The organism is Rhodopirellula sp. SH410, from assembly GCF_055811895.1.
In genome coordinates, this window is the sequence record NZ_CM147949.1 from 5071270 (window position 1) to 5097056 (window position 25787).

3 protein-coding genes are annotated in these 25787 nt (G+C 58.8%); all 3 read left to right on the forward strand.

Translation table 11 applies throughout. From position 1 onward, the window contains the following. Positions 1–364 precede the first annotated feature (364 nt). The 3 genes from SH410x_RS18535 (at position 365) to proS (ending at position 25615) form a co-directional block, all read left to right on the forward strand. Positions 365–21781 (forward strand): GEVED domain-containing protein, encoded by a 21417-nt coding sequence (locus SH410x_RS18535; RefSeq protein ID WP_473669739.1) that lies wholly within the window; start codon positions 365–367, stop codon positions 21779–21781. A gap of 1006 nt (positions 21782–22787) precedes the next feature. Continuing rightward, the gene (gene carA / locus SH410x_RS18540; protein WP_473669741.1) at positions 22788–23969 is read left to right on the forward strand and encodes a glutamine-hydrolyzing carbamoyl-phosphate synthase small subunit; all 1182 of its coding nucleotides are present in this window, start codon (positions 22788–22790) and stop codon (positions 23967–23969) included. Between the two features lie 143 nt (positions 23970–24112). After that, positions 24113–25615 (forward strand): proline--tRNA ligase, encoded by a 1503-nt coding sequence (proS, locus tag SH410x_RS18545; protein WP_473669743.1) that lies wholly within the window; start codon positions 24113–24115, stop codon positions 25613–25615. Positions 25616–25787 lie beyond the last annotated feature (172 nt).

Consider the following 25787-nt stretch of genomic DNA (forward strand, 5'->3'; position numbering starts at 1 on the left):
AAGGCACGTCCGTTCCAAAGCCCGTCGCAAACCCCCTCTCCAGGGCGATCGCGACACAGCCCAAAAGAAAAATCCGCCCAGTCCCCCTGTTCCCCCTAGTCGCATCCAGTCTAAGCAATCGCCCAGGAAACGAAAGAATTTTGTGGAAATTTCTCAAGTAGTCGGGCACGAACGGGGGGCAACTGAATTACTGTTGTAGCACTTGGTAGTATTATGCTCGCTATCCGCATCATTACGGCTGCGCGTCCTCCCTAGTAACCTGACTCGATGTACTTTTCATCCGCCATCCAATGACGTTATTACGCAGTGATCCCCTTGGCGGTGCGATTGTTATTCCTCCTTATTCCAACGTTGTGAGTTGAATATGTCCCGTCGTCCGATCACCCGTCGTTCGCCTTTTTTTCGCATGGACGCCCGCAAAGAGACACGATCGAGCGGCGGTTCGAAGAGCTTCAGCCGCCGTCTGCATCACGAGACACTGGAAAAACGAGAACTTTTGGCGGCCGACCTCCTGGCGATCCGACCGGACGCGGGGGCTCTGATCTCCGAGGGCACCAAGCTCTCGACGCCGCCACGCGAATTCAGCCTATTGTTCAACGGGGATGCCAACCTCAAAGAAAACTCAATCAACAATGACACCATTCGCTTGGTCCGAGCGGGTGGGGACGCGACCTTCGGCACCGCTGACGACGTCCAGGTTTCCTTGGGCTACGTGGGTTTTGTGGAACCGGGCGTGACCGATCCGGACAACTTGCACAAGATCGTGCTGCGTCCCGCCAGTACGGCGTCGGATAACGCGACGGACCCGTCGTTCGCATTTCCAGACGATTTTTACCGCATTGAAATTATCGGGAGTGGTGCCAACCCGCTGCAGGACCTCAATGGTGTGCCCTTCAACGAGGGTCACGATTCGATCACGCCGTTCCGTTTAGATCGTGGGATCCAAGTGATCGCGGTCATCCCGCAGCCGATTGAGCGGGATGGGAGCGGCAACCTCAGCGTCCATGACAACCGTATCGACGTGTACTTTGACGATCAGGACATTGCCCCAGCGGTCGCGGAGAACCCTGCGTTCTACCGGCTCGTGGATACCGCGGGGGCCGCCGACGCGGCGACGACCCCGGACACGGTGACCTACTTTCCTGGCGAAAGCCGGGTCCAGCTCAATTTTGCCGCCCCGATCCCCACAGCCACCTATCGATTGGACATTGGGTCGAGTTTGGCACCCACAGGCTCCAGCGGCGTGCTACCGCAAACGTTCGCTGGGGAGATTGGTACCTCGTTTGAAGATTTGCTCTCGCCGACGGCTGCGGGAAACTTTGGCGGCCTGACCTCGGGAACGAGCGTCAAGGTGGCATCCGTGATTTCGGCTGCTGGTTCGGTCTCGCTGCCGGCCCGTCCGGGCGGCTTGGATGAACCAGGGCACCGTGAGATCCAGCTGGAAGCTCACTTCGGCAGCACGGGTCTCGGCCCTGTCGCCCCGCGTCCGACCCAAACGCGTTACTACTCGTTCCCTGAGAACTTCCCCGCCAATAGCGCTGGGATCGTCTACAAAAACTTCATTTCACCCGCCGAAAAAGAAATTGTTCGTGGGATTCTCGAGATCTACGCTCAGCAGGTTGGCGTTGAGTTCATTGAGAGCAGTACCAGCGCCGGGCTCGTAATCGGCAAGGGTGACTTGCAGGCTGCGGATCCAAGTGCGACATCGGGGCCAGGCGGTATCGCGGGACTCGGTGGCGGGAATCTCGTGGTGCTCGACAAAGAAGACTATGCCGATAGTAATCGGTTCTTCGGTGACGGATTCACAGGGGTCGCGTTCCACGAAATTGGTCACGCGATGGGGCTCGGTCACGCCTACGACGTGCCCGCGACCATGGGTGCAGGACTTCCGAGTGACGGCACGGGATCGTCTGTCCAGCCCGGCAATAACGATCTCGTTCACTTTCAGCGGATTTCACCGCCCAACAGCAACGACATCGACCTGTACCGGTTCAACATCATCGAACCTGGCAAGGTGCAGATTGAAACCAGCGCCGAGCGGCTGGCCACGCCGAGTCTGCTCAACACGGTCCTGCGTCTCTTCCGCAAGAATGCTGACGGCACTTCTGAATTGGTTGCCCAGAACGATCGCTACTACGGCAGTGATTCGCTGATCGAAGTCGAGCTTCCCGCCGGTGAGTATTTCTTTGGCGTCAGTAGTGCGGGTAACGATAACTACGACCCTGCGATACCGAACTCGGGATTTGGCGGGACCACCGACGGGAACTACGAAGTCCAGCTCTCCTTCACGGCGAAACCGACGGCCGCCCAGCAGCTCACCGACATTGATGGAACCGCAATCGATGGCGATGGGGACGGCACACCGGGAGGCGTGAATTCATTTTGGTTTGAATCGAACCCCGACGCGATCTTTGTCGATAAACTCGCCGCGGCCGGTGGCACGGGCACCGCCGCAGCCCCGTTCAACAGCATCGCCCCCGCGCTCGCTGCGGCACAAGCGATCACGGCAGGGGGCGCCACCCGTGCGCTCGTACGGATCGTTGGCAATGTGGACGAAAACAGTCCCACGGGACTGCGTGATGCAACCCCATACCTGATCGGTTCCACCCGCGCGGGTGCCGCCTTGGCCGACGGCAACAGCCTGACCGTCCCCAAGGGCACGACCGTACGGATCGAATCGGGGGCGTTGATCAAGATGCGCGCCGCCAACATCGACGTGGGGACGTCCTCGATCGGTGCGGATCGCTCGGCCGGGGCGATCCAAGTCCTCGGCACACCGACCCTGCCGATCTATCTGCGCTCCTATCACGATGACCAAGCCGGTGGTGATTCCGACGGCAATGGCCCCTCCCCCAACGGGGGTGACTACGGCGGGATCGTATTGCGCGACGACTCTGACCTCGAAGCGAGCGGCATCTTCCTCAGCACCATCAATCATGCCGATATCCGGCACGGTGGTGGTAAGGGAACTCCCTCGGGCACCCGTGTGTTCTCGCCGATCGATATTAACGATGCGCGGCCGACGATCACGTTCAACACGATCACCGATGCGGCCAAGGCCGCTGTCGCGGCGAGCCCGAATAGTTTCGATGATTCACTCGGTCGGATCGGTCCCGACATCCTCGGCAACTACTTGCGTGGCAACACCGACAACGGACTATTCGTCGGCATTCCGACCGACCTGGGCAGCTCGATTCAGAAAATGACGGTCTCGGGGCGTTTTGACGATACCGATATCACGCACATTTTAACGGAGTCGCTGATCATCGTCGGGAATCCCGGCGGCCCAATCCTCGAGAACGGTGTCTTGAAGGCACGCCCGTCGGGGCGTTTGATGATCGATCCCGGTACCGTGATCAAGCTGCGTGAGGCTCGCATCGAGTCCGAACGCGGGGCGGCCACGCTGATCGCCGAAGGTACCGCCAACAGCCCGATCATTTTCACCTCGCTCGCCGACAGCCGCTACGGCGGCAGCGGTGTCTTCCAAACCAATAGTGGCGCCGGCACGCCCCAAGCAGGTAACTGGGGTGGACTGTTCTTTGGAGAGGCGTCACGTGGCAGTCTCGACCATACTGTGATCGCCTACGGGGGCGGCGTGGTGCCGACAGCCGCCACCGCAGGGGGTGCTTCGGATCGCTTCAATGCTGTCGAGATTCATCAAGCCGACGTCCGCATCGCCAACAGTTTGATCACCGATAACGCCAGTGGGAACGCCAGCGGCAATCGGTTCGGCCGCGGTAATAACCAAGCGGCCGCGATCTATGTTCGTGGTTCGCAGCCCATTTTGGTCGACAATGAAATCGTCCGCAACGATGGTCCTGCCATCAACATCGATGCGGGCTCGTTGCAGTACGAGACCCTCGCCGACCGCGGACGCAGTATCGGCGCAGTCGATCGCTATCGCCAATTCGATGACAATCGCGGGCCACTGATCCGGCTCAACGAGCTCGACGACAACTCAATCAACGGCCTGAAGGTGCGTGGCGAAGAACTGACCACCCAAAGCGTGTGGGATGACTCGGACATCGTCCATGTGCTCAATGGTCAAATCACCGTAGGCAACCATCACACCTACAGCGGCCTGCGGCTGCAGAGCAACGTTTCCGAAAGCCTCGTGGTGAAAGTGGATGGTGCGAACTCGGGATTCACCGCCACGGGCAAGCCCTTGGACATCGTCGACCGTATTGGTGGCACGATCCAAGTAATCGGGTTGCCTGGCTACCCCGTCGTCATCACCCACCTCGCAGACGATTCCGTCGGTGCGGGGTTCACCCCCGATGGTCACCTGATGACCGACACGAACAATGGTGGTGGCAGCGTCGGCAACCAATCCTGGAAAGGATTTAAATTTGATGAGTGGAGCAATGACCGCAACGTCGCAATCATCCGCGAAGCGGAATCACCGCTAACCGGCGGCGAGAGCATCAACTCCAACCCGATCACCAAAGCCCAACCGCTCGGGGTGCTCGCACCGAATTTGAAGAGCGGCGACGAAAATCGTCGACTGGGGTTCCAGGTCCAGGGATACATCAGCCCCGACGATGCCAAGGACCAAGATGTCTACAGCTTCCAAGCGACCGCTGGAACTGCGGTTTGGATTGACATTGACCGCACCAATACGACGCTCGATAGCGCATTCGACGTCGTGCTCGATGATGGTACCCCCAACGGCACGCTGGTCTTCACTTCGGATAATCCCATTCCCGCCGGCAGTGCCGGCTCGATGATGCAGGAACCGCTGCTCGGTGGTGATTTCTACTCGTTGACGAATAATGATCCCGGTGCCGCGCTGATTTTGCTCGCGACGGGAACTTATTACGTCCGCGTCCGCGCTGCGAAGTTTGATCATGACGGCAACGCGGCCACACCTGCGGTTCCGGTCAGCAAGGGCGAGTACCAACTGCAGGTGCGATTACAGCAGGTCGATGAATTCCCCGGTTCGACCGTGCGCTACGCTGACGTGCGTTATGCGTCGACCGCGTTTGATATCCAAGGCTTGCCGCGTCACAGCCCGCTGGTCGGTGACGCTGCCGAAGCCGGCGATGCCGGCGGAAATGTGACGGGCACCAGTTCGCAGGAACTCGTCAACCTATTGGAGACGGATACCGCAGCGATCTCACTGGCCGGCTCGCTCAGCAGTGCCTCCGACGTCGATGTCTACGAATTCAACGTCACACACGCAGCCACCCAAAGCATTCCAAACGTCACAACGGACGTGGGAACCGTGTCGGTCGTCTTCGACATGGATTACGCCGACAAGAAACGCGGTGACACGTCAATCGCAGTGTTTGACGAAAACAGCCGTTTGATTTTCATTGGCCGCGAATCGAATGTTGAGGATGACCAGCCCGCCGGCAGCGGGAATGGTCAAAGTCTCGATGACCTCAGCCGCGGTTCGCTCGGTACCGACGATCCGTATATCGGCCCCGTGCATTTGATTTCGGGGAAGACTTACTACGTGGCCGTGATGAGTAACCAGGTCACGCCGTCCGTGGTGGCGTCACAGTTTGCGCTCGATGGCCCTAACGGCACCGGCGATGCGGGTATTCTGACACGACTCGAACCGATCGACTCGGTCAATCGCGTCGTCGAAGACCACATCGGTTTTACAGGGTATGTGTCAAGCCAAGACGATGAAGGCACTTTTGGCCCCCACGATATCCAGCCCACCGGCGGACCGCTCCTACAGATCGACACGTCAGCGAACCTGGACCAGCACGTTGCCACACTCCGGCTTCAGGATATCGGTTTGTTCTTGGCCACCGACAACAGTGGGCACGACGACGGCGACAATCTGTACACGGTCGATTCGCTCAACGGCGGGCCGGTTTCGAAGGACTTGACTCCCGACGCCGACAATTTGACCGATGGCGGCAATGACATTCAAGACATCGTCATCCGCGGCGACGGTGTGATGTATGGATACCGGCGTAACGTCAATGGTGCGAACATGGCGGGCCAACTCGTCACGCTCGACCCGTTTGATGGGACGGTGTTAGCCACGCAAAACGACAACATCCCGGGTGTGGAAGCTTTCAGCAACGTTCGCGATGTCTTCGATCCGCCCAACCCCAACGCCCGCTCGCGCGCCCAGCGTGCTGCTGAGGTGGTCAACTCGGACGAAGTCGATGCCGTCACGTTCCGCCGCGTCAGCGCCACGACCGGTGACACGCCGACGCCCCGCTACGAGTCGTTCTACTCGGTGCGTGAATCGGACAACGCCTCACGACTCTACCGCGGCAGCGCCGACGGGGACGCTTCACCGGCGGCACCCACCAATACGACGAATCGATACGGGTTCGTCGGAGAGATCCAGCCCGCCGGTGTCACGTTTGGCGAGCTGCTTTTGAACGTTAATAATGGCGACGCGAATAACCTACTTTTCACGAACATCCTGCTGCGCTCGAACGTTGCCGGAGAAGCCGGTCGTTTTTCGGTGAACGTGACCACCGCCACGGGTGGGAATGCCGCCGAGGTCAGTTTCTCGGGCTCCACTCTTAATCTGCGTCTGCGTCGCGCGGGCACTCCATCGGTCGTCAATGCGACGGCCAACGACATCGTCAATGCAATCAACAATGACGACAACGTTAAGAAACATGTCACCGCGCTGATATACAACGGAAATGACAATAACAACGGCGACGGCAGCGGCGCCGTCGTGGCGGTGAATCAAAGTGTCTCCACACGGGTGAACGCGGCTGGCACGGCAGAGGAAGTCCTGCAGGGCCGCGTCACCGGACTGGCGATGGCAAACTTCGATGGCAGCGGCAGTTTGTATGGTGTCACCAGCGGTGGTGAATTTATCTCGATCAGCCAACTCAATGGTGCTGCCACAGTCCTCAACACCGTTCCCGGCGTTGCGTTTAGCGGTCTGAGTATGGGGCCGCAGAACGTCGAAGGTGGCAAATACAAACACACGCTGTTCGCGACCGCGAGCGATGGCCAGTTGTTTGCATTCAATGCCGATGGCACGTTTGCCAACGTGTTTGAATCAGGCGATTCGGCGCAAGTGATCCAGGTCACGCCAGGCAATGTGTCCAGTGGTACCTTTACGCTGACGGTCGAAGCGAACGGCGAGCGGGAAACCACACCACCGATCGCTGTCGATGCGCCCGCCGTCACAAGCCGTAACTCGCAACAGACCATTTCGTCCAATGCGACCGCTGGTACCTTCACGATCAGCAAAGAGAAATCCTACCAGGGTGTCAACAGCTTGCAGGTCCCGGTGGACGCCTTCGCGACGACCATCCAGTCGCAGTTCGAATATCAAAACAACGGTTCCCTCCTTAATTTTCCGTTGGCCCCCTTCGTGATTCAAGTCGACAACGAACAAATGCTTGTCAACTTCACCAACGGCCGGCAAATGCAGGTCGTCCGTGGGTACAACGGCACCACCGCCGCGGCGCATGCGGACACGGCGACGATTACGGAAGTCATCACGACCAACTTAGCGGCATCGATCGATGCTTCGGCCACCCAGTTGCAGGTGCGTGATATCGTTCCACTGCCCACCACCTTCCCTTACGAAATTCGGATTGGCAACGAAGATATCCAAGTCAACAGCGCGGCTGGAAACGTGCTGTCAGTGGTTCGCGGGATCAATGGGACCACGGTGTCCAATTACGGTGGTGGGATCACGATCCGGCAGATCGATACGACCGGTCCGATTCCATTCAATGCTCCGTCTTCCACGATACGAAGTGAACTGAACAACCTCGCCGACATGGGCGCCAACGATGTCGCGGTGTCCGGCAACTTGGCGAGCGGTGTCACCATCGAATTCCAGAATCGGATGGGCAGCCTCGACATTGCTCCCTTGACGGTCGATATCACTGGCCTCGGATATGGCGAGCGCCAGATTATCGACCTGGGTGCTGTGGGCGGAATCGATGACGGTACGTACACGCTGACCTTCGACGGAAACACAACCGATCCGATTGATTTTGATGCCGACGCCGCCGACATTCGCGACGCGCTGACATTGTTGCCGAATATCGCGAACGGTGATATCAACGTCACCGAGGTGAATGCGAATGAATTTGAGGTCGAGTTCATCGGCACGCTCCGAAACTCCGATCAACCTCAGATCACCGCCGATAGTGCTGGTTTGATCAACGATGAGCAACAAGCAATCACCATCAACGGCGCCCCGACCGGAGGCACATTCACTCTTACACTGGCCGGCTCCGTCTCGGCTCCGATCGCCTACAACGCGAATGCCGACACGGTACGCGACGCGATCGTAGCGATCCTCGCCACTGATTATCCCGCCGCCGTGGCGGCGGATGTGACGGTGACGGGTGCGAACATGCCGAGCACCATGTTGGTCACGTTCAGTGGTAATCTCGCAGACACGAATATCGGCACATTGGTCATCGACAAAATCGGGTTAACCGGCGGAACGCCGACCGGCCCGCAGATCATCAATGCCACGACAGTGGAGCATGGTGGTGTGTTAAGTGTCGGCGTCTCGACATCGCAGCCCTACACTGTTGGCGGCACCCCCGTCCAAATCATCGATGACGTCAAGGGCGTTCGCAGCGTCAGTGATTCGTTGAAGGCCCTGTTCCATATTGGCCCGAATGATGTCCGCGTTCGCGGTGAACTGTCGACAGGCATGACCGTTCACTTTACCGGTTCCTTCAACGGTACGGAGGTCAATCTGCTGGACGTCGATAATACGTCCATGCAGAGCGGTGCGAGCGCCACCGCCACGGTCATCGGGACTGTGGGGGATGGTGTGGGTGATGATTCCAGCACGCAGGTGACCGGGATGGTCGGCAGTTCGATCGGACTGGCGTTTTCGCCTTTGGATTTCAACCTCTGGCACCCCACGATGCTACGTGCCAATGACGCCGGCCACGGAGTCAATGCGGCGCCCGATGGTAGCCGGAATTCGCTGGACGTCGAGTTCAACATTCCCGACGGTATCACGGGCAGTCGCACCACCAGCCAAGGATCTGGTGGCGCGAGTTTCTACTTCGGTCTGGAACAATGGAAAAACAATCCCGATGCTAATTTCCAAGGCTACCTGAGCCCAACAGACCGTACCGAGAACGCCCAGTACGGCATGACCACGATCCAGCATCGGGATCTCAGCAGTAATCCCAATATACGGAACACCTACGATCTGTCCGGTGGTGCCAAGGGGGCCTTGATTACAAATGATTTCTCGCTCGCGGGCGCAGACTATTACGATCGGCCGACGTTGTATTTCAACTACCTGTTGGAAACCGAAGCGGAGACCGGCAAAAACGTGAGCGATGTCAATGCGGATCGATTCTTCCGTGATAGCGCCCGCGTGTTTGCCTCGCGTGACAATGGGGTGACGTGGGAGCTCTTGGCCACGAACAACTCCGCCCTGAGCGGTACGGATTCTGGGGATGGCGACGCGCGAGCCGAATTGCCGACCTTCCTATCTCATGTCGCCGACGCGGGCGTGAACAGCACCCAGCCGCAACCGGCGAGCAAGCAGATTGTGCAGGAACTCTTTGACGAAGACCATGACAATCCGCTCTGGCATCAAGCTCGGATTGACTTGTCACCTTTCGTCGGTGAGACGTCGATCAAGCTGCGGTTCGATTTCAGTACCTCCGGATCGTCGGTCGAAGGCGATTTGCCGGGCGACTTCTACGGCGAGCGTGCTGACTTGGAGCACTCCGGTGCTGGTTCGGACAATCGCCACGAAGGTTTTTACATTGATGACATACTGGTTGGTTTCGCCGAGCGTGGCGAAATGGTCACCAACGCGCCCGCAACGACCGACAATGCGTTTGTCGATCTCGCGCAGAATAGCCGCACCAATGTCAAGCGTGATGAAAACGCGCTGACCAATCAGCTCTCCGGTGACTATCAGCTCGAAATGCGCCGCGCCGGTGAATACGCCTACGGTGCCAATGGCACGATCGTCGTGGGACAAACCTACGACACCAACGTGCGACACATTCTGAATTCGATCGTGGGCACGGGACTTGATGCGGACAGCAACAGGCAGCGTGAGCAAGGCTTGTTGGTAATCGAAAACAACATCCTCTCTGACTCCCGAGTTGTCGGAGTGCAAGTTGCACCGCCCGCAGGCCAGGGTGATGGAAGCGGAGTGACCTTCCCCGGCGCAACGCAGAACTTCTCCGACAAGGACGACCAACGCTTGGTGCCCGGTGTCGTGATTCAAAATAACATCATCGTCGGCAGCAGCGGCATCAATTATTCGGGGCAGCCCAATGGCACACCGCAGAACGCCGTGCCGATCGGGCGCATCGTCAACAACACGTTCATCGGTGGCGACAACAACCAATACGGTGTCAATATCCACGACAACGCCAGCCCAACACTGCTCAATAATGTGTTCAGTACGCTCGGCAACGGCATCGTCAACAATGGTGTCGGCGCGATTATTGATAATAACTATTTCCACAATGCCGGTGCAGTGCAAGGCACCGACCCGCGTTCGGGAACCGATCCGCTGTTCATCGATCCGGATGGACGCAACTACTATCCGCTGTCCACCGCGGGGACAATTAACAACTCGCAAGACCTGCTGAATGACCGTGGTGCCTACGCCGCGTTCAAAAACATCCTCGGCATCCCACAATCACCGTACTTCGCCCCCACGCTCGACGCCTTCGGTCAGTTGCGGGTCAGCGGCGGCATCGGTGGTGATGGGGCCGGCCCGAACACCGACATTGACATCGGGGCAGCGGACTACTCCGACTTCGTGCAACCTTATGCGAAACTGTTAAATCCCGTCGATCAAGATGACGCGGGGCTCGACAGCGATCCAGCGGAAACGTTCATCCAGTTGAACAATCCGGATCTCCAAGCATTCTCGATACTGCTGTCCGATGGGGAGAATTCAAACTCACCCTTTGAGGGCACCGGCATTGATCCGAGCACGGTGAACGCGTCTTCCGTATTGATCCGCCAAGACAATCGATTGCTCGAGGTCGGTCGCGATTTCAACTTGGCATTCAACCCTTCGACGGGCGAGTTGCGACTGACACCGCTCTCGGATCTCTGGAATCCCAACAGTGTCTACGAAATCATTCTACTCAATGGTGACCAGAAAGCCGTCTCGCTGGACGTTGCCAATGGCAGTGTGATTCAGGATGGCGATCAACTGACGGTCAGCAACGGTGCCAATAGCGAGACGTTCGAGTTCGATTCCGGGTTCGTCGTGCAACTCGGTGCCGCCGACGCGATTCTCGACGGCCAAACCTTCGAGTACAGCACTGCCGGTGGAACCCATGGTTACACCGCTCGTTTCCAAATCGACAAGTTAGCAACGATCCCCGCGGGCGACTTCACCGGCGAAGTGGGCATCGGCACGACTCCCGCCGATGACGACTTGATGATCAAGGTGAGCGATCCGAGTCAGTTCGCGGTCGGTGATTTCATTCGTATCTCTGATGAAATCATGGCTGTCGTGGGTGTCGATTCCGCGGCTGGGGAATTGACCGTCCAGCGAGGCGTACTGGGGACACCGCGCAGCAATCACCAGGCCGGCGCGACGTCCGCCAACAGCGTTGAACTGGTCGACCAAGGCCGCCACGCCGTGGTCGACGCCGCCATCGGCAGCGCGGCGACGGATGACACGTTCTCGGTCTTCCAAGGCAGCGACTTGGGACTCGCCCCGGCGGACTTGGAACGGGCCGGCATGATGACATTCATTCGCGTCAATGACGAATTCATGCGTGTGACGGGCTACGATGACGCCTCGGGCATGTTGACGGTCGTGCGAGGTGCCCTCGGATCGACCGTTGTCACTCATCCGCAGTTCTCCATTGCCGAAGTCATTACGAACTCTCGTGGTGCCACCTTAGCGGCGGAGCAATCGGTCAACCTTGATGACGTGCTCCTGGACGGCACGACGGCGGGACCGTTGACCGTCGCCGGTAACAGTCTGCTGGCGTCCGACCGGATTGTGGAAGTCACACCGGATGCGGATTTTGTTCCCAAAATTGGTGACTTGCTGCAGATCGGTACTGAGATTGTCAAGATTATCGACATCCAACCAGGCGTCGTCGCCGGTGACCTGTCGCTCTCGATCGATCGCGGAATGTTCAATACCGCAGTGGTCGAGCATACGGCCACGATTACCGAACTGGTCGGCGGTGTGGAGACGACGTATCCAACACCGATTCGCTTGATCGATTCGGCGTTCCAAACGGTCACCCTGTTCGAATCCGATCCACTCGATGACGTCGTACTGCCTCCCGTTAGCACTGGCGTCTCGGGGCAAGTGCAGTCGGGGATTGGTTCGAAGATCGCTCGCGCAATGCGTGAGTTCCGAGCTACCGAGCCGAACACAGCGGGTGACCTGGACCTGCGACTGCCCCATGCTCAAGGCTTAGCGGGCGGACGGATTTACCTCGGTGGCCATGTCGGCGATACGATTGCTGCCTCGAGCGGATCGGCGAACTCTCTTGCGGCCGGGCTTGTCGCCGGCGCTTTCCCTGGCGTCTCCGCAGGTGCGATTGCAGTTCCGTTCATCCCGAGCGTGAACTTCCCGCAAACCGCGATCCACGCCGCCGTGCTGGCGGCGATCAACAATAGCGACAGCCTCGATCTCACGGGAGTTTCCGAAGGCGGCGACGGGTTCTACCTCGTCAGCAACTCCGGTGGCGACGTTGCCGATATCGGCCTGACTTCGACCAGCGCTGGATTCACGACGAGTTCCAGCGATGTACGCGGGATTGCCGACAAGGCGGGTAACCTGTTGCGTCCCAACCGCAGCACCCAAACTCGCTTCACGATCGGCGTCGGACGAACGGCGTACGATTTCGGCGATGGTGCCGATACCGCGGATCCGAATAACCGCGCTCGGCATACCGTTCTCGGGCTCGGTGATGAACTCGATGGCGATCCACGACTGGGCTCCCTCAGCGATCCTGGCGGACGGATTGTCGATAGTGAAGACACCGCGGGCGTGATTTTCAATCTCGCGAATGTCCTTCGCGACGATGCCGTCGCCCCGCCGGCGACAGCGATCGTTGCCGGTATCGATGCACTGGCGGGGACGATCGAGGTCACCGCGGGCACCGCTGCGTCGTTTGCGGATCGCGTCGGAGGCTATTTGTTGCTCGGTGACGAGGTCGTACGGCTCGACGCGATTGGCCCCGCCGATAGTCTGACGATCATACGTGGCCAGCTCGATACGGTCGCGACGGGACACGACGCGGCGACTTCGCTCGCCGTTGCCGACGACGAAAACGGCTTGGATCTCTCATCGGTTGGCGCGACCTTCAACGTCGCGCGGACCACAGCGGCCGGTGGCGGTCCTGTCATGGTCAACGTGATGGCGACAGATTATGGAGTCATCGACGGCTGGATCGATTTCAACCACAACGGCAGACTCGATGTCGGGGACAATCCAACCAACTACGACGAACGCGTCTTCCACAGTGTCGCGGTGTGGCCGGGTGAGAATCTCTTGCCGGTGACATTCCCAACAACACTCCCCGGTGGCGCCACAATCACCGGTGACATGGTGATGCGGCTGCGGATTAGCAAGCTCGGGGGACTGTCCGCTGATGGACTGGCGATCGGTGGCGAAGTGGAAGATCACAGGATCTCAATCGTGGGCGGTGTCGCGCCGATGCTCATGGACCTCAACGACAAAACGATCGAGGGCGATCAAACTCAATCGTTCTCGACGACTGAGCATGTGCTCGGCGGTGCTCCCACCGTCGCGACCGGCAAAATCTTCAACGCATCGACGGATGCCGACGGTGACGCGATCTCGGTACTCGAAATTGTGGACCTGACAACCGGTCGAGCTTATCCGGTCGACGGCGGCAAGGCGGTGATCGACGAACTGCACGACTCACTCGGGCGGCTCGCGGGCTCGCTGAGCGTCAATGCCGATAGCACGGTCACATTCGTACCACGAACCAACTATGACACCGGGCCCGTCCCTGGGCCAGACAACATTCCAGGCACGGCCGACGATGTCACACCGATGTTGTCGTTCGGCTATCGCATTGTCGATGCAACTCGGGTCGCTGGCGTGGAGTACGGCACGATCCCGATGATGGTGATGGCTGTGAACCAACCCCCGAACCTCGATGCGATTGCGATGACAACCGATGCGGGCATCGACTTGGATGCGCTGCTCGAGGACCAAGACCTTGATGGCGATGGCGTTGCCGATACCCAGAACGTGACGTTGTCGGGCATCTCTGCGGGGGCTGGCAACGTGCAACCGGTGCGAGTCACCGCGACGACGAAGAACCTCGCCGATGACGGCACGGGCACCTTTGTCGATGCAGGCAGCCAAACGCCACTGCTGATCACAGACATCGATGTTGTCGGAGTCGATGGGTCCGCCTATGACGGCGGCAGCTCGCACGCGAAGTTGAAATTCACCACGACTCCGGATCAATACGGCACCGCCTCGATCACGGTAACGGTGACTGATCCCGGTGCCGACGGTGACTTCAGTACCACGGCTGATAATATCACGACCTCGCGGATTGTGACCGTCACGGTCGCGCCGGTCAACGATAAACCCGCAACGGTCGAGCGGCTCTGGACAAAGACTGAAGCCGCCGAGGGCGCCGGCGATGCACCCATTGCATTTGCCTTCACCGCTGCCGATCTATCCGGCACGTCAGGGGTCACCAACCCATTCGACGACAAGACGGGGGTCGATGCGGGCGGAAGTGGGGACGCTCCGTTTAACGAAGAGAACCAACTCAGCACGTTGACGGTTAGTAAACTGATCTTCGCGGACAATGCGGTCATCACCTACATGGAGTCCGGCAGCACGCTGGTCACGCAGGTCGACCGGACTTTGGAATTCGCCAACCTGTTCGATTCCACGGGCGTGGTTTCTTACAGCGACGTCACGGTCACGTTCTCGGGCAGCGATGGCGAAACGGGAACGCTCGTCATCAAACACTCCGTCGGCAAATTTGATTCGGCGATTTACACCCCCAAAGTGGACGTTAACAATAACTACAGCGGCATCCCGCAAGAACTGAAATACATCATCTCCGACAGCGGCGTGGCGATCGCACCGAAGGTCAATAGCGGAGATCCGGATGTGCAACTCGGAACCACTGATCCGATCGAGTCCAATCCCGAGACGATCCGGTTCTCGATCACTCCCAAAGCCGATTCGCCCGTCTTGGGCGATTTCCAATCCGCCATCAATATCGACGAAACCGAGGCCGACACCGATCCATCCAACGACAGCTATACGTTGCAGATTGCTGACCTATTCACCGATGCGGACCAAGCCTTCCTGCTCGGTGCTGGCGCTGATGAAACCGGGACCGTCCCGGCGAGCTGGATCACGATCACAGCGAACTCTGGCAACCCAGCTGAGTTGCTCGCGGTGCCAACGATCAATCAGACGTCCGACCATGATCCGATCTCGTTGACGTTCACGCCACTGCCCAATGCCTACGGTGTCGCGGAGTTTTCAGTCACGATCACCAACCCCGACAATGGCTTGTCCTCGGCAACTAAAACGTTGACCGTCACAGTCAATCCAACCAACGACGCTCCAGCAACGAGCGACCGCGTCGTGACCGGCCAAGAGGACATCGCCTACACGTTCGATATCAATGACTTGATCCACACGGCAACCAACCCGTCGCAGGCGAGCCTGTTCGTCGGCGACGGCGTGACCCCGCCGCTCTATGACGAGAGCGAGCAAGATCTCGTGGTGTACGGGTTCAAGTATCTCGACACCGAGTACCTGTCGGCGGACTATGACGATGGCCTCGGGGGAGATGTGCAGCAGCTCGTTGAGTTGCCCAACGGCGACGTGATGTTGACGTTCAACTCAGGTGTGTTTCTGTCGGGCACGTTCACGCCTGATCCGGACTACTTCGTCGATGATGCCGCCGCCTCGGCGCTCGCTGGCGATGTCTTGCAATACTCCGTCATGGATGCTGGCAACGACGACCTTTACGGTCCAGGCACCGGCCCGGATGCTGGGACGCCAGTCGTTCTGGGCACCGTCCCGGTCGTCAATCCCATCCCGGGCGAAGACCCGCTGGTCGCCACGGCTTCGATCACATTCGTGACCGAGGCGGTCAACGACGAACCGAGGATTCCTGCGTTCACGCAAACCGTTGAGTTTTATGAAGATCAGCCGACGTCGATCGACGGCACGTTGACGAGTACTATTTTCGCCAACCCGACGACCGATGTGATTTTGCCAGGTCCGATCAACGAGCTACCGACACAATCCGTCTTGCAGCCGATCACACTGAGCTATGTCAGTGGCACGACAGGCATGCTCGCCGGCGATCCGGTGCTGAGTCTCGACGGCACATTGAGTGTCCAACCGCTCGCTGATGCTTTCGGGACAGCAGTGTATGAAATCACGCTTACCGATAGTGAGGGTTTGACGACGACGCCCAAACCGCAAGTCACGATCACCATCGATGCGGTCAACGATCAACCCATTGCAGACGACCGCCTCATCGTGATGGACGAAGCGATCGAACCAGCCACCGTCAGCCAAACGATCACGGCGGCGGATCTGATTTTGGGAAATCAGCTCAACCAAGGCCAGACGATCGAGAGCCCAGCGATCCCCGCGCATGCGGACATCAATCCGTGGTTCGCCGAGATTGACACGATGGAAGTCGCTGAAATCAGAGTCCCAGACCAGAACGGTAGCGATCGGATTTTCCGTGGGGATGCAGGCGAACCGAGCCAGGTCGTGACGGCCACCGGCGGTGTCTTAACGCTGACGTTCGAGCCTTCGCAAAGCCCGAACGCGCCCGCCGGAACGATGCGATTCGTTTCTGCCGTGTACGTTCCGGCCATCGACTACAACGAAACGTCCCAGCCGCTTACCGGCACCGATGATTTTCAGTTTGTCATTCGCGACAGTGGACTCAACACCAACGACCCGGGTGCCGATCTCCAACACCGCAGCTTGAGTGAACCTGCGACGGCGCGGATTCGAGTGGTGGCGAAGAATGACCCGCCAACGATGCCTGCCTACACGCAACATGTTGAGTTCTATGAAGATCAGCCGACGTCGTTCAACGGCATTTTGAACGTAAACCTCTTCGCTGATTCCACGGACATTATTCTTGCCGGACCGCTCAACGAGCAGACCACGCAATCGATCATCCAGCCGATCACGCTCAGCTACGTCACCGGCACGGCGGGGATGTTTGCCGTTGACCCGACACTGAGTCTCCGCGGCACGTTGAGTGTGCAACCGCTCGCCGATGCCTTCGGGACGGCGGTCTACGAGATTACGCTCACCGACAGCGCGGGGGCTACGACCCTGCCGAAACCGCGAGTCACGATCACGATCGATGCGGTCAACGACCAACCCATCGCCTTCAACCGCTCGATCATCATGGACGAAGCCGTTGAACCGGCCACGGCCAGCCAAACGATCACCGCGGAAGATCTCATCCTGGGCAATCGGCTCAATCGTGGCGCAACCGTGGAGAATCCAGCAATCAACGCACATGCGGGCATCAATCCACTGTTCGCTGAACCCGACACGCTGGAAATCGCCGAAATTATCGTGCCGGACGCGAACGGGAACCCTCGCCCATTCCACGGTGCCGCCAACGAACCGTCCGAAGTGATCACGGCAAACGGTGGAACTCTGAAACTGACGTTCGCTCCGTCGCAAAGCCTCAATGTGCCCGTGGGAACGATGCGATTCGTCTCCGCAGAGTACGTCCCTGCGGTCGACTACAACCAAACGACACCGTACTTCAAGGTCACCGATGACTTCCAGTTTGTCGTCCGCGACAGTGGGCAAAATACCACTGACCAGGACGCTGCTCTGCAACACCGCAACCTGAGTGTCGCGGCGTCAGCACGAATCAGCGTCGTGGCAAAGAACGATCCGCCTGTCTTCCCCGCCTTGGAAACCGTCAACAACACAGTCGTGTTTGCGGAGATCGAAGTCGGCAATACCACCCCTCAACGTCACGACGTTTACGCCAGTGCCACGACACAGGTGCTCGCGGGACCTTCGACCGCGACCGACGAACTCGCACTTCAGACGAATGTGGGCGTCCGATTCGTGCCCGTTGCGGTCCCACCCGGATTGATGGCCGGTCTGCCAACGATGACCAATGGCGGCGTGATCGAAATTCACCCGAACGCCGACGCCTTCGGTGACGCGGTGTACGACGTGATTGCGAGCGATGGGATCCTCGATGCACCCGCGCAACGAATCACCATTTCCATCACCGGCACCAACGACGCGCCGACGGCGCCGACCTACGCGTTGACGACGCTCGAGGATACACCGATCACCGTGCACGATGTCTCCGGCGCATCGGACATGTCCGATGGAGCGAGGGCCAGTTCCCTGCCTGTCGATTCCCCGTACAACGAGTCGGGGCAAGATCTCCAAGTCGTTGGGATTGGAAGCGTCGATCCAAACGATCCGGCATCCAATCTGCCGACTCCGATCGTGTTGGCAACCGATGCCTCGATCCCATACGCGCTGGACACAGGTCTTGGTGTGATGACGGCGATGCAGCAAGTCAAAACGCCCCATGGAACTCTTGATGTGACGTTCCAACAACGCGTCGACAACGATTTGTCATCCGGATTTATTTCCAAAATCATCTATACTCCGGATCCGGGATACAACGACACGCTGCCCGATGACACGTTCACGTATTTCGTCAGCGATTACGGCAGCACCCCCGTGCCCGGTAGCAACCCGCCACGCGACCTCGTCATCCCCACAGATGTGCCCAGCAAGCTCAGTCTGCCTGCTCGGGTAAGCGTGAGTGTCGGGCCAGTCAACACGCCGCCGACGGTCCCCGAATTTGAAGACAACGGCGTCTTCACGTTCGACGAGGATGCAACCGCTCCGGAGACCATCCGCACCCAAGTCTTCCTCGACGATAGCTTGGTGATCAACGCCGGTGGCGGTGCGGACGAAGCCGACCAGACGGTGCAGATCACATTGACCGCGGGCGACACAACGCTCGCGAATCAATTGTTCTCCGCGCCGCCAACCCTCTCTGCCGACGGCACACTGCAGGTGTTCCCGAATCCGAATGCATTCGGCACGGTCACCTACACGCTCAGTGTCGTCGACCTCAGTCCCGATGGTGATGTGCTGACCAATCCGCCGGTCACCCAAGACTTCACTATCGCTCTCAATTCCATCAACGATCAGCCCACCGCAGCGGATAAAGCGATCTCGCTCTCCGAACATCGTGAAGAGTTGGACGCCGGTGGCAATCCGGTACCGACCTCTGATGGGAATGGATATCGCGACATCGCCGCTGATACACTGCTACTCAAGAATGCCTCCGGCGGGGCCGCTCAACCAAGCTCGTTCATGGATCTCATGGAGCCTCCGTTCAATGAATCGAGCCAGTTGGCCTCCCTGCGAGTGATCGGACTCGGCTTGCCCGGAGCGACCCTGCCAACAAAATCGGCCAACGATCCAACGCTCGTCTACCGTGACGTGGCCGGTGAACTCATCGCGACCGATACACTCGACACGGCCAACGGCAACCTGACCATCACGTATCAACGCAGTGCCAGCGATGCCACTGATCAATTCGTCAAGTCGATTCGATACACGCCGGCCACTGACTACAATTCGTCAGCTCCATTTGATCCTGCCGACGGATTCACCTACTTCGTTGACGATCGTGGCAGCGTGAACCATCTCAGTGCCCCCGCCACCGTCACAATGACCGTGACTCCGACGAACGACCTACCGTCGATTCCAGCACTCCGCAGTGACACGATCAATGCCGCTGAGTTTGTCGTTGGCGAACAGGGCGGGGCTTTCTCCACCAACGTTTTTTCAGTGACCGGAGCAGTGATCATGCCCGGCCCGGCACCATCAACCGTGTCGCCCGGTGCTCGCGATGAGAACGCGAACTCGATCGTGCATATCGAATTGCAGCAGATCAGCGGTACGACAGGGATGTTCGCTACCGAACCCACCCTCACCGATAACGGTACCCTGACTCTCGATGCCCATCCCGATGCCTTCGGCAGTGCGGTCTTTGACATCGTGGTCAGTGAACGAGATCTCGGCGGGAACACGAGCCCGGCACTCGACCAAATCCGACGCGAGCAGATCACGGTCACGTTGGCCGCCGGAAACGATGTGCCGACCGCACCAAGTCGCACCCTCGAGATGCTCGAATTCAGCGAATTGGAAAATGGCACGGGAGCCCCCGTCACGGGCGTGCCAACCACCATTGAGGAGACAGAGGCACGCCTGCTCGATTTGGCGAATCAGTTCGAAGGACCAGCCTCAGCGGGCGGTAGCGTCGAATTCCCCGAAATCCAGACGCTCCACGTCAGTGGCATCGGTCTGCCCGGTGAGGCCGCTCCGATCGTTTCCGGATCGAGCCTGATCGGTAACTATGCACTCAATGCCAATACCGGCAAAGTGGAAGCCGCCCAAGCCATCACACTCGCTCACGGCGTGTTGACGGTGACGTTCGTGGAAGTCAGCAGCGGTGGGACGACGGAGCAGTATCTTGATCGTTTTTCATACGTCCCGGATACCGACTACAACAACGCAACGCCCGGTACCACACCGGATCAATTTACGTATTTCGTATCCGATTCAGGGATGCCGCCGGAGACCAGCACACCAGCCTTGGTCACGTTGCAGGTCCATCCCAACAACGATGTGCCGACGTTCTCGATTAATAGTGACGCGTTCGGTCCCAACAACACGCTCTATGCCGAAGTCCGCGATGACGGTGGCACGACGACCTTCCCGGGCTTGGTCTCCGATTTGACCCCAGGACCGCCAACGGCAATCGATGAGCAAGCCAATCAGCTGGTCGTCTTCCGTTATCAACCTGCCGATTCGGTAGGCACTGACGGCACCGATCTCTCGACGTTGTTTCGCCGGGAACCCGATTTGATCAACGGTACGCTGTACCTCTATCCCGCCAACAATGCGACTGGCACAGCGACTCTCGTGTTCCGCGCCGATGACGGCCCGGACTCGCGACTGAATCCTGATACGAAATATCAGGAACTGACGCTCAAAATTGACATCGGTTCGCGACCGATCCCCGATGGGACGATTCGTTCGGGGACCTATAACAACCCTGCCGGTAGCGGAGTCGCCATGGTCGACCTGAACAGTGTGTTCATCGCGACGGACGGATTGGATCTTTCAAAAACGGAGATCTTGACCAACGGTACCGGCGGAGTGGCCACCATCAATCCCGTTACCGGTGAACTCGAATATCGCCCCAACGCCGGTCACACCGGCGAAGATATCGTGATCATTCAGGTCCAAGACAACAGCGGTGTTCAGAGCGGCCCGGTCGAGGTTCAGTTCAACACGACCAACAACCGTCAAACCAATCCCGTGATCGCCGAGGACGTTAACCGCAGCGGAATCGTGACTTCGCTCGACGCTCTGTTGATTATCAACCTGCTAAACGCTCAGGAGAACGGCGATGGGATACCGATCTCCTCGATTCAGGATGACGACAACCTCTACGACGTCAGTGACAATGGCGTCATCACGTCTCTCGATGCTCTGCGAGTGATCAACTATCTCAACGAGCAGGGACCGTCGCCCGAACCGATTGCCCCGCAGGCGTTCGTGCCGCAATCCTCGGTGCATACCGCGGACAGTGGATCATCATCGATCCTCGTGGATGCCCCCGTATCCACCATCACCGCGGATGAATCCACTCTCTCCGTCAGTGGTCAGAGCGCCGGTTCGGATCGCACTGTCTTGGACTTGATCGCTTGGGATCAAACCGAGAAGAAAGCGAAAACGGATTCAACCGAGACCGCTCTCGACGCCGCGATCAGCGATCTGTTCTAACCCATGGGGACTCATCGCGGGCAGCGATACTTGATACCGGTTGCCAATCGATCCCTGCCGGTGGCTGATGCCACCGGCAAGGCATCTGCCGCGTGATAGATGCTACCGACCGAATGACGAAGCGCTGTGTCCCTCAGTAGCGTCCCTCGTACCGTCTTGAAGAATTCAACGCAGAGACGCGAGAGCCGCAAGGACGCAGAGAAACCCCATCACGTCCGCTCCCCCTCCTCCCTCTCCTCTGCGTCTCCCCGGCTCTCGCGTCTCTGCGTCAAGTTTCTTCACTCGCGTAAAAAGGTGACGGGGGTATTTTTTGTGCATCCGTTGCGATCGCGGATATTCCCCCCGTCACCTTTTTCAGCGCCGTCACCTTTTTCAGCGCCCACCTTTTTCAGCGCCATGTCCCTCAGTAGCCTCCCTCGCACCGTCTTGAAGAATTCAACGCAGAGACGGTGAGCCGCAAGGACGCAGAGAAAACCCACTACGTCCGCTTTCCCTCCCTCTTCTCTGCGTCTCCCCGGCTCTCGCGTCTCTGCGTCAAGTTTCTTCACCAACGCCTCTCAACGCACTCCCCATCGCGCGCGTAAAAGGTGACAGGACATTAGGGACAGGCTATGAATCGTTGCCTTCGACAGTGGATTGCATCGCATTGTCAATGGGCTCGCTACTTCCAAACGGTGACGCTGATGGAGGGTGAGGACGATGTCCAGGTCGGGCCGTGACAGCCCGTTGGATCGGTTTCGCCGCGAGAAGCCTCGATCGGTGTGCGACATGAGCCCGAGCCCAAGGCCGCAAGAGGCTTCAAAGTTGGTCTCGGCCACCTCGACCGAGTCCTATTTTCACCGTCATTTTTCTGTGCTTCATTGCAGTGCCGCCGACGTCGGTTTCAGGCTCTTTTTCAGATTCGCCAGCGACGGCACTCCTGCGTCCTGAGCACCCCCTAGAAAAGAATGTTTTTCGACGTGATACTGGGGCCGTTGACTCCCGCACCCACCAAATCGCCTGTTAAATGTCTGATTCGAAAAATCGCTCGCGACCCGCAAAACTCGCGCTCGCCGACGGTACCGTTTACTTGGGTCAGTCATTGGGTGCGAGCGGCGAGGTCAGCGGAGAAGTTGTCTTCAACACCTCCATGACTGGGTATCAGGAAATCCTCACGGACCCCAGCTATTGTGGTCAAATTGTGACGATGACCTATCCCGAAATCGGGAACTACGGGGTCAATTCGACCGACGTCGAGCGGCACGGCACGGCCCTGTCAGGATTCGTCATCCGCAACGAGAGCCGAATCCATAGCAATTACCGATCCGAAGGCACGTTGAACGATTACCTCAAGCGGCACAATGTGATGGGGCTGATGGGGATCGATACCCGGGCGCTCGTGCGGCGGATCCGCAGCGTTGGCGCAATGCAGGGAGTATTGTCCACCCACGACTTGGATGACGCGTCACTGGTTGCGAAAGCCAAAGCCGCGCCGAGCCTGGTGGGTCGCGATCTCGTGAAAGAGGTCATGCCCAGCCAGCAGGAGAAGTGGACCTCGGAACTCGACGAGTGGGCTGCGATCGAATGCGCTCGCAGCGTGAAGATCGTCAGTAACGCCGACGGGCTCGACGACGCGGATCGACCGCATGTGGTGTGCATGGATTTTGGCATGAAGTGGAACATTCCCCGCCATCTCCGCTCACGCGGAAACCGTGTCACCATTGTCCCGGGCAACACATCGGCCGAGGAAATCCTGCGACTCGAGCCCGCTGGCGTATTCCTGTCCAACGGTCCCGGCGACCCCGAACCGCTGACTTACGCCCAGAAGACGATCGCGGAACTGGTCGGCAAAGTGCCCATTTTTGGCATTTGCCTGGGACACCAACTCATCGCGTTGGCCTGTGGCGCGAAGACATTCAAATTGAAGTTCGGGCACCGTGGTGCGAACCAGCCCGTCTTGAATTTGAAGACCGAGAAAGTCGAGATTACCACCCAGAACCATGGATTTGCTGTCGACGACAAGGACTTGCCGGAGTGCCTCGAAGTGACCCACCGGCACCTCAATGACGACACGATCGCAGGAATCCGTCACCGCACGGCGGACGTGTTTGGGGTGCAGTACCATCCCGAAGCCGCCGCCGGCCCTCACGACAGCCACTACCTGTTCGAGCAGTTCCAGCAACAGCTCACAGCCCCCACGAGCGTCTAGTCACCTCGCCCGCTTGACGGTGGGTGGTCCCCGATCGCCCGCCCCTTCGCGAATAGTCGCCCCCCCCTGGGCATCAATGCCCAGATCTCGACAGAGACACCCCCCTCTCCCCCGCTCGCTTCTCCCCTTTTCCCACGCTCCGTATGCCCGCACCGAAAACCGCGATCAGCCCCACCCGCGAGGTCGACTATCCCGAATGGTACCAACAGGTGATCAAGGCCGCTGATCTGGCAGAGAACTCCCCGGTGCGTGGCTGCATGGTGATCAAGCCTTGGGGATATCAACTGTGGGAAAACATCCAGCGAGCCCTTGACGACATGTTCAAGGCGACCGGGCACCAGAACGCGTACTTCCCGCTGTTCATCCCGATGAGCTACCTCGAAAAGGAAGCGGAGCACGTTGAAGGCTTTGCGAAGGAATGCGCCGTGGTGACGCATCACCGGCTCGAGCCAGATCCGAACGGCGGCCTGCGGCCGGCTGGAAAACTAGAAGAGCCGCTCATCGTGCGGCCGACCAGCGAGACGATCATCGGTGCCACGTACGCCAAATGGGTCCAAAGCTACCGCGACCTGCCCATCTTGATCAATCAATGGGCCAATGTCGTTCGCTGGGAAATGCGAACTCGCATGTTCCTACGAACCGCAGAATTCCTCTGGCAGGAAGGCCACACGGTGCACGCCACCGCTGCCGAAGCGGTCGCCGAAACGGAGCAGATGGTCGAGGTCTATCGCGATTTCGCAGAGAACTGGATGGCGATGCCCGTCATCGTCGGCAGCAAAACACCGAAAGAGCGGTTCCCCGGCGCCGTCGAGACACTGTCGATCGAAGCGATGATGCAGGACCGCAAGGCGCTGCAAGCTGGCACGAGCCACTTCCTCGGCCAGAACTTCGCCAAGGCCCAGGAAATCAAATTCCAAAGCGAAACCGGCGGCATCGAGTTTGCATGGACGACGTCGTGGGGTGTCAGCACGCGTCTGATCGGTGCGCTCATCATGACCCACAGCGACGACGACGGGCTCGTTCTGCCACCGCGTTTGGCACCCATCCACGTCGTCATCCAGCCCATCTACAAAGGCGAGTCGCGGGCCGAGGTGTTGGCCGAGGCGAATTCGCTACGAGAGGCGATCGCGGCCCAGACCTACGCGGGTGCTCCGATCCGCGTGTCGATCGACGATCGCGATATACGGGGCGGGGAAAAGAAGTGGTACCACGTCAAACGCGGAGTGCCGATCCGACTTGAGATCGGCCCGAAGGATATCGCGGCGGGCACGGTTTTCTGCGGTATCCGCAACCAGCCCAAGAGCTTCGGGATCTCGCGTACTGAGTTGATCGCGACGATCGGGGCAAAGCTGGAGACACTGCAAAGCGACTTGTTTGCCGCCGCACTGCACCTCCGCGAATCCAACACCGTCACGATCACCAGTGAAAGTGAATTCCGAGAGTTTTTCACCACCCAGAACGAAGACAAGATCCACGGTGGTTTCGCCAACGCCTACTTCGCTGACGAAGAGGCCCTCGACCCGTTGCTGAAGGAACTCAAGGTCACGATTCGGTGCGTCCCCCGGGACGACAACTCGACACCCGGCACCTGTTTCTTGACAGGCCGTCCGGCTGAAAAGATGGCGGTTTTCGCGAAAGCGTATTGAGACTGGCGGCTTGATGGGGCCGCCGTCTGGCGACGGCAGCTACGTTCAATGCAAGTTTTTTTCTTGCTTTCCAAGTTTTGCCTCAAGTTTCGGTCATGATTGCTCTTGACTCGTTTTTGAACGCGGCTCAAACTAGTCACTTGCTTGTAACGAAGCGGCCTACCGGCGTGAC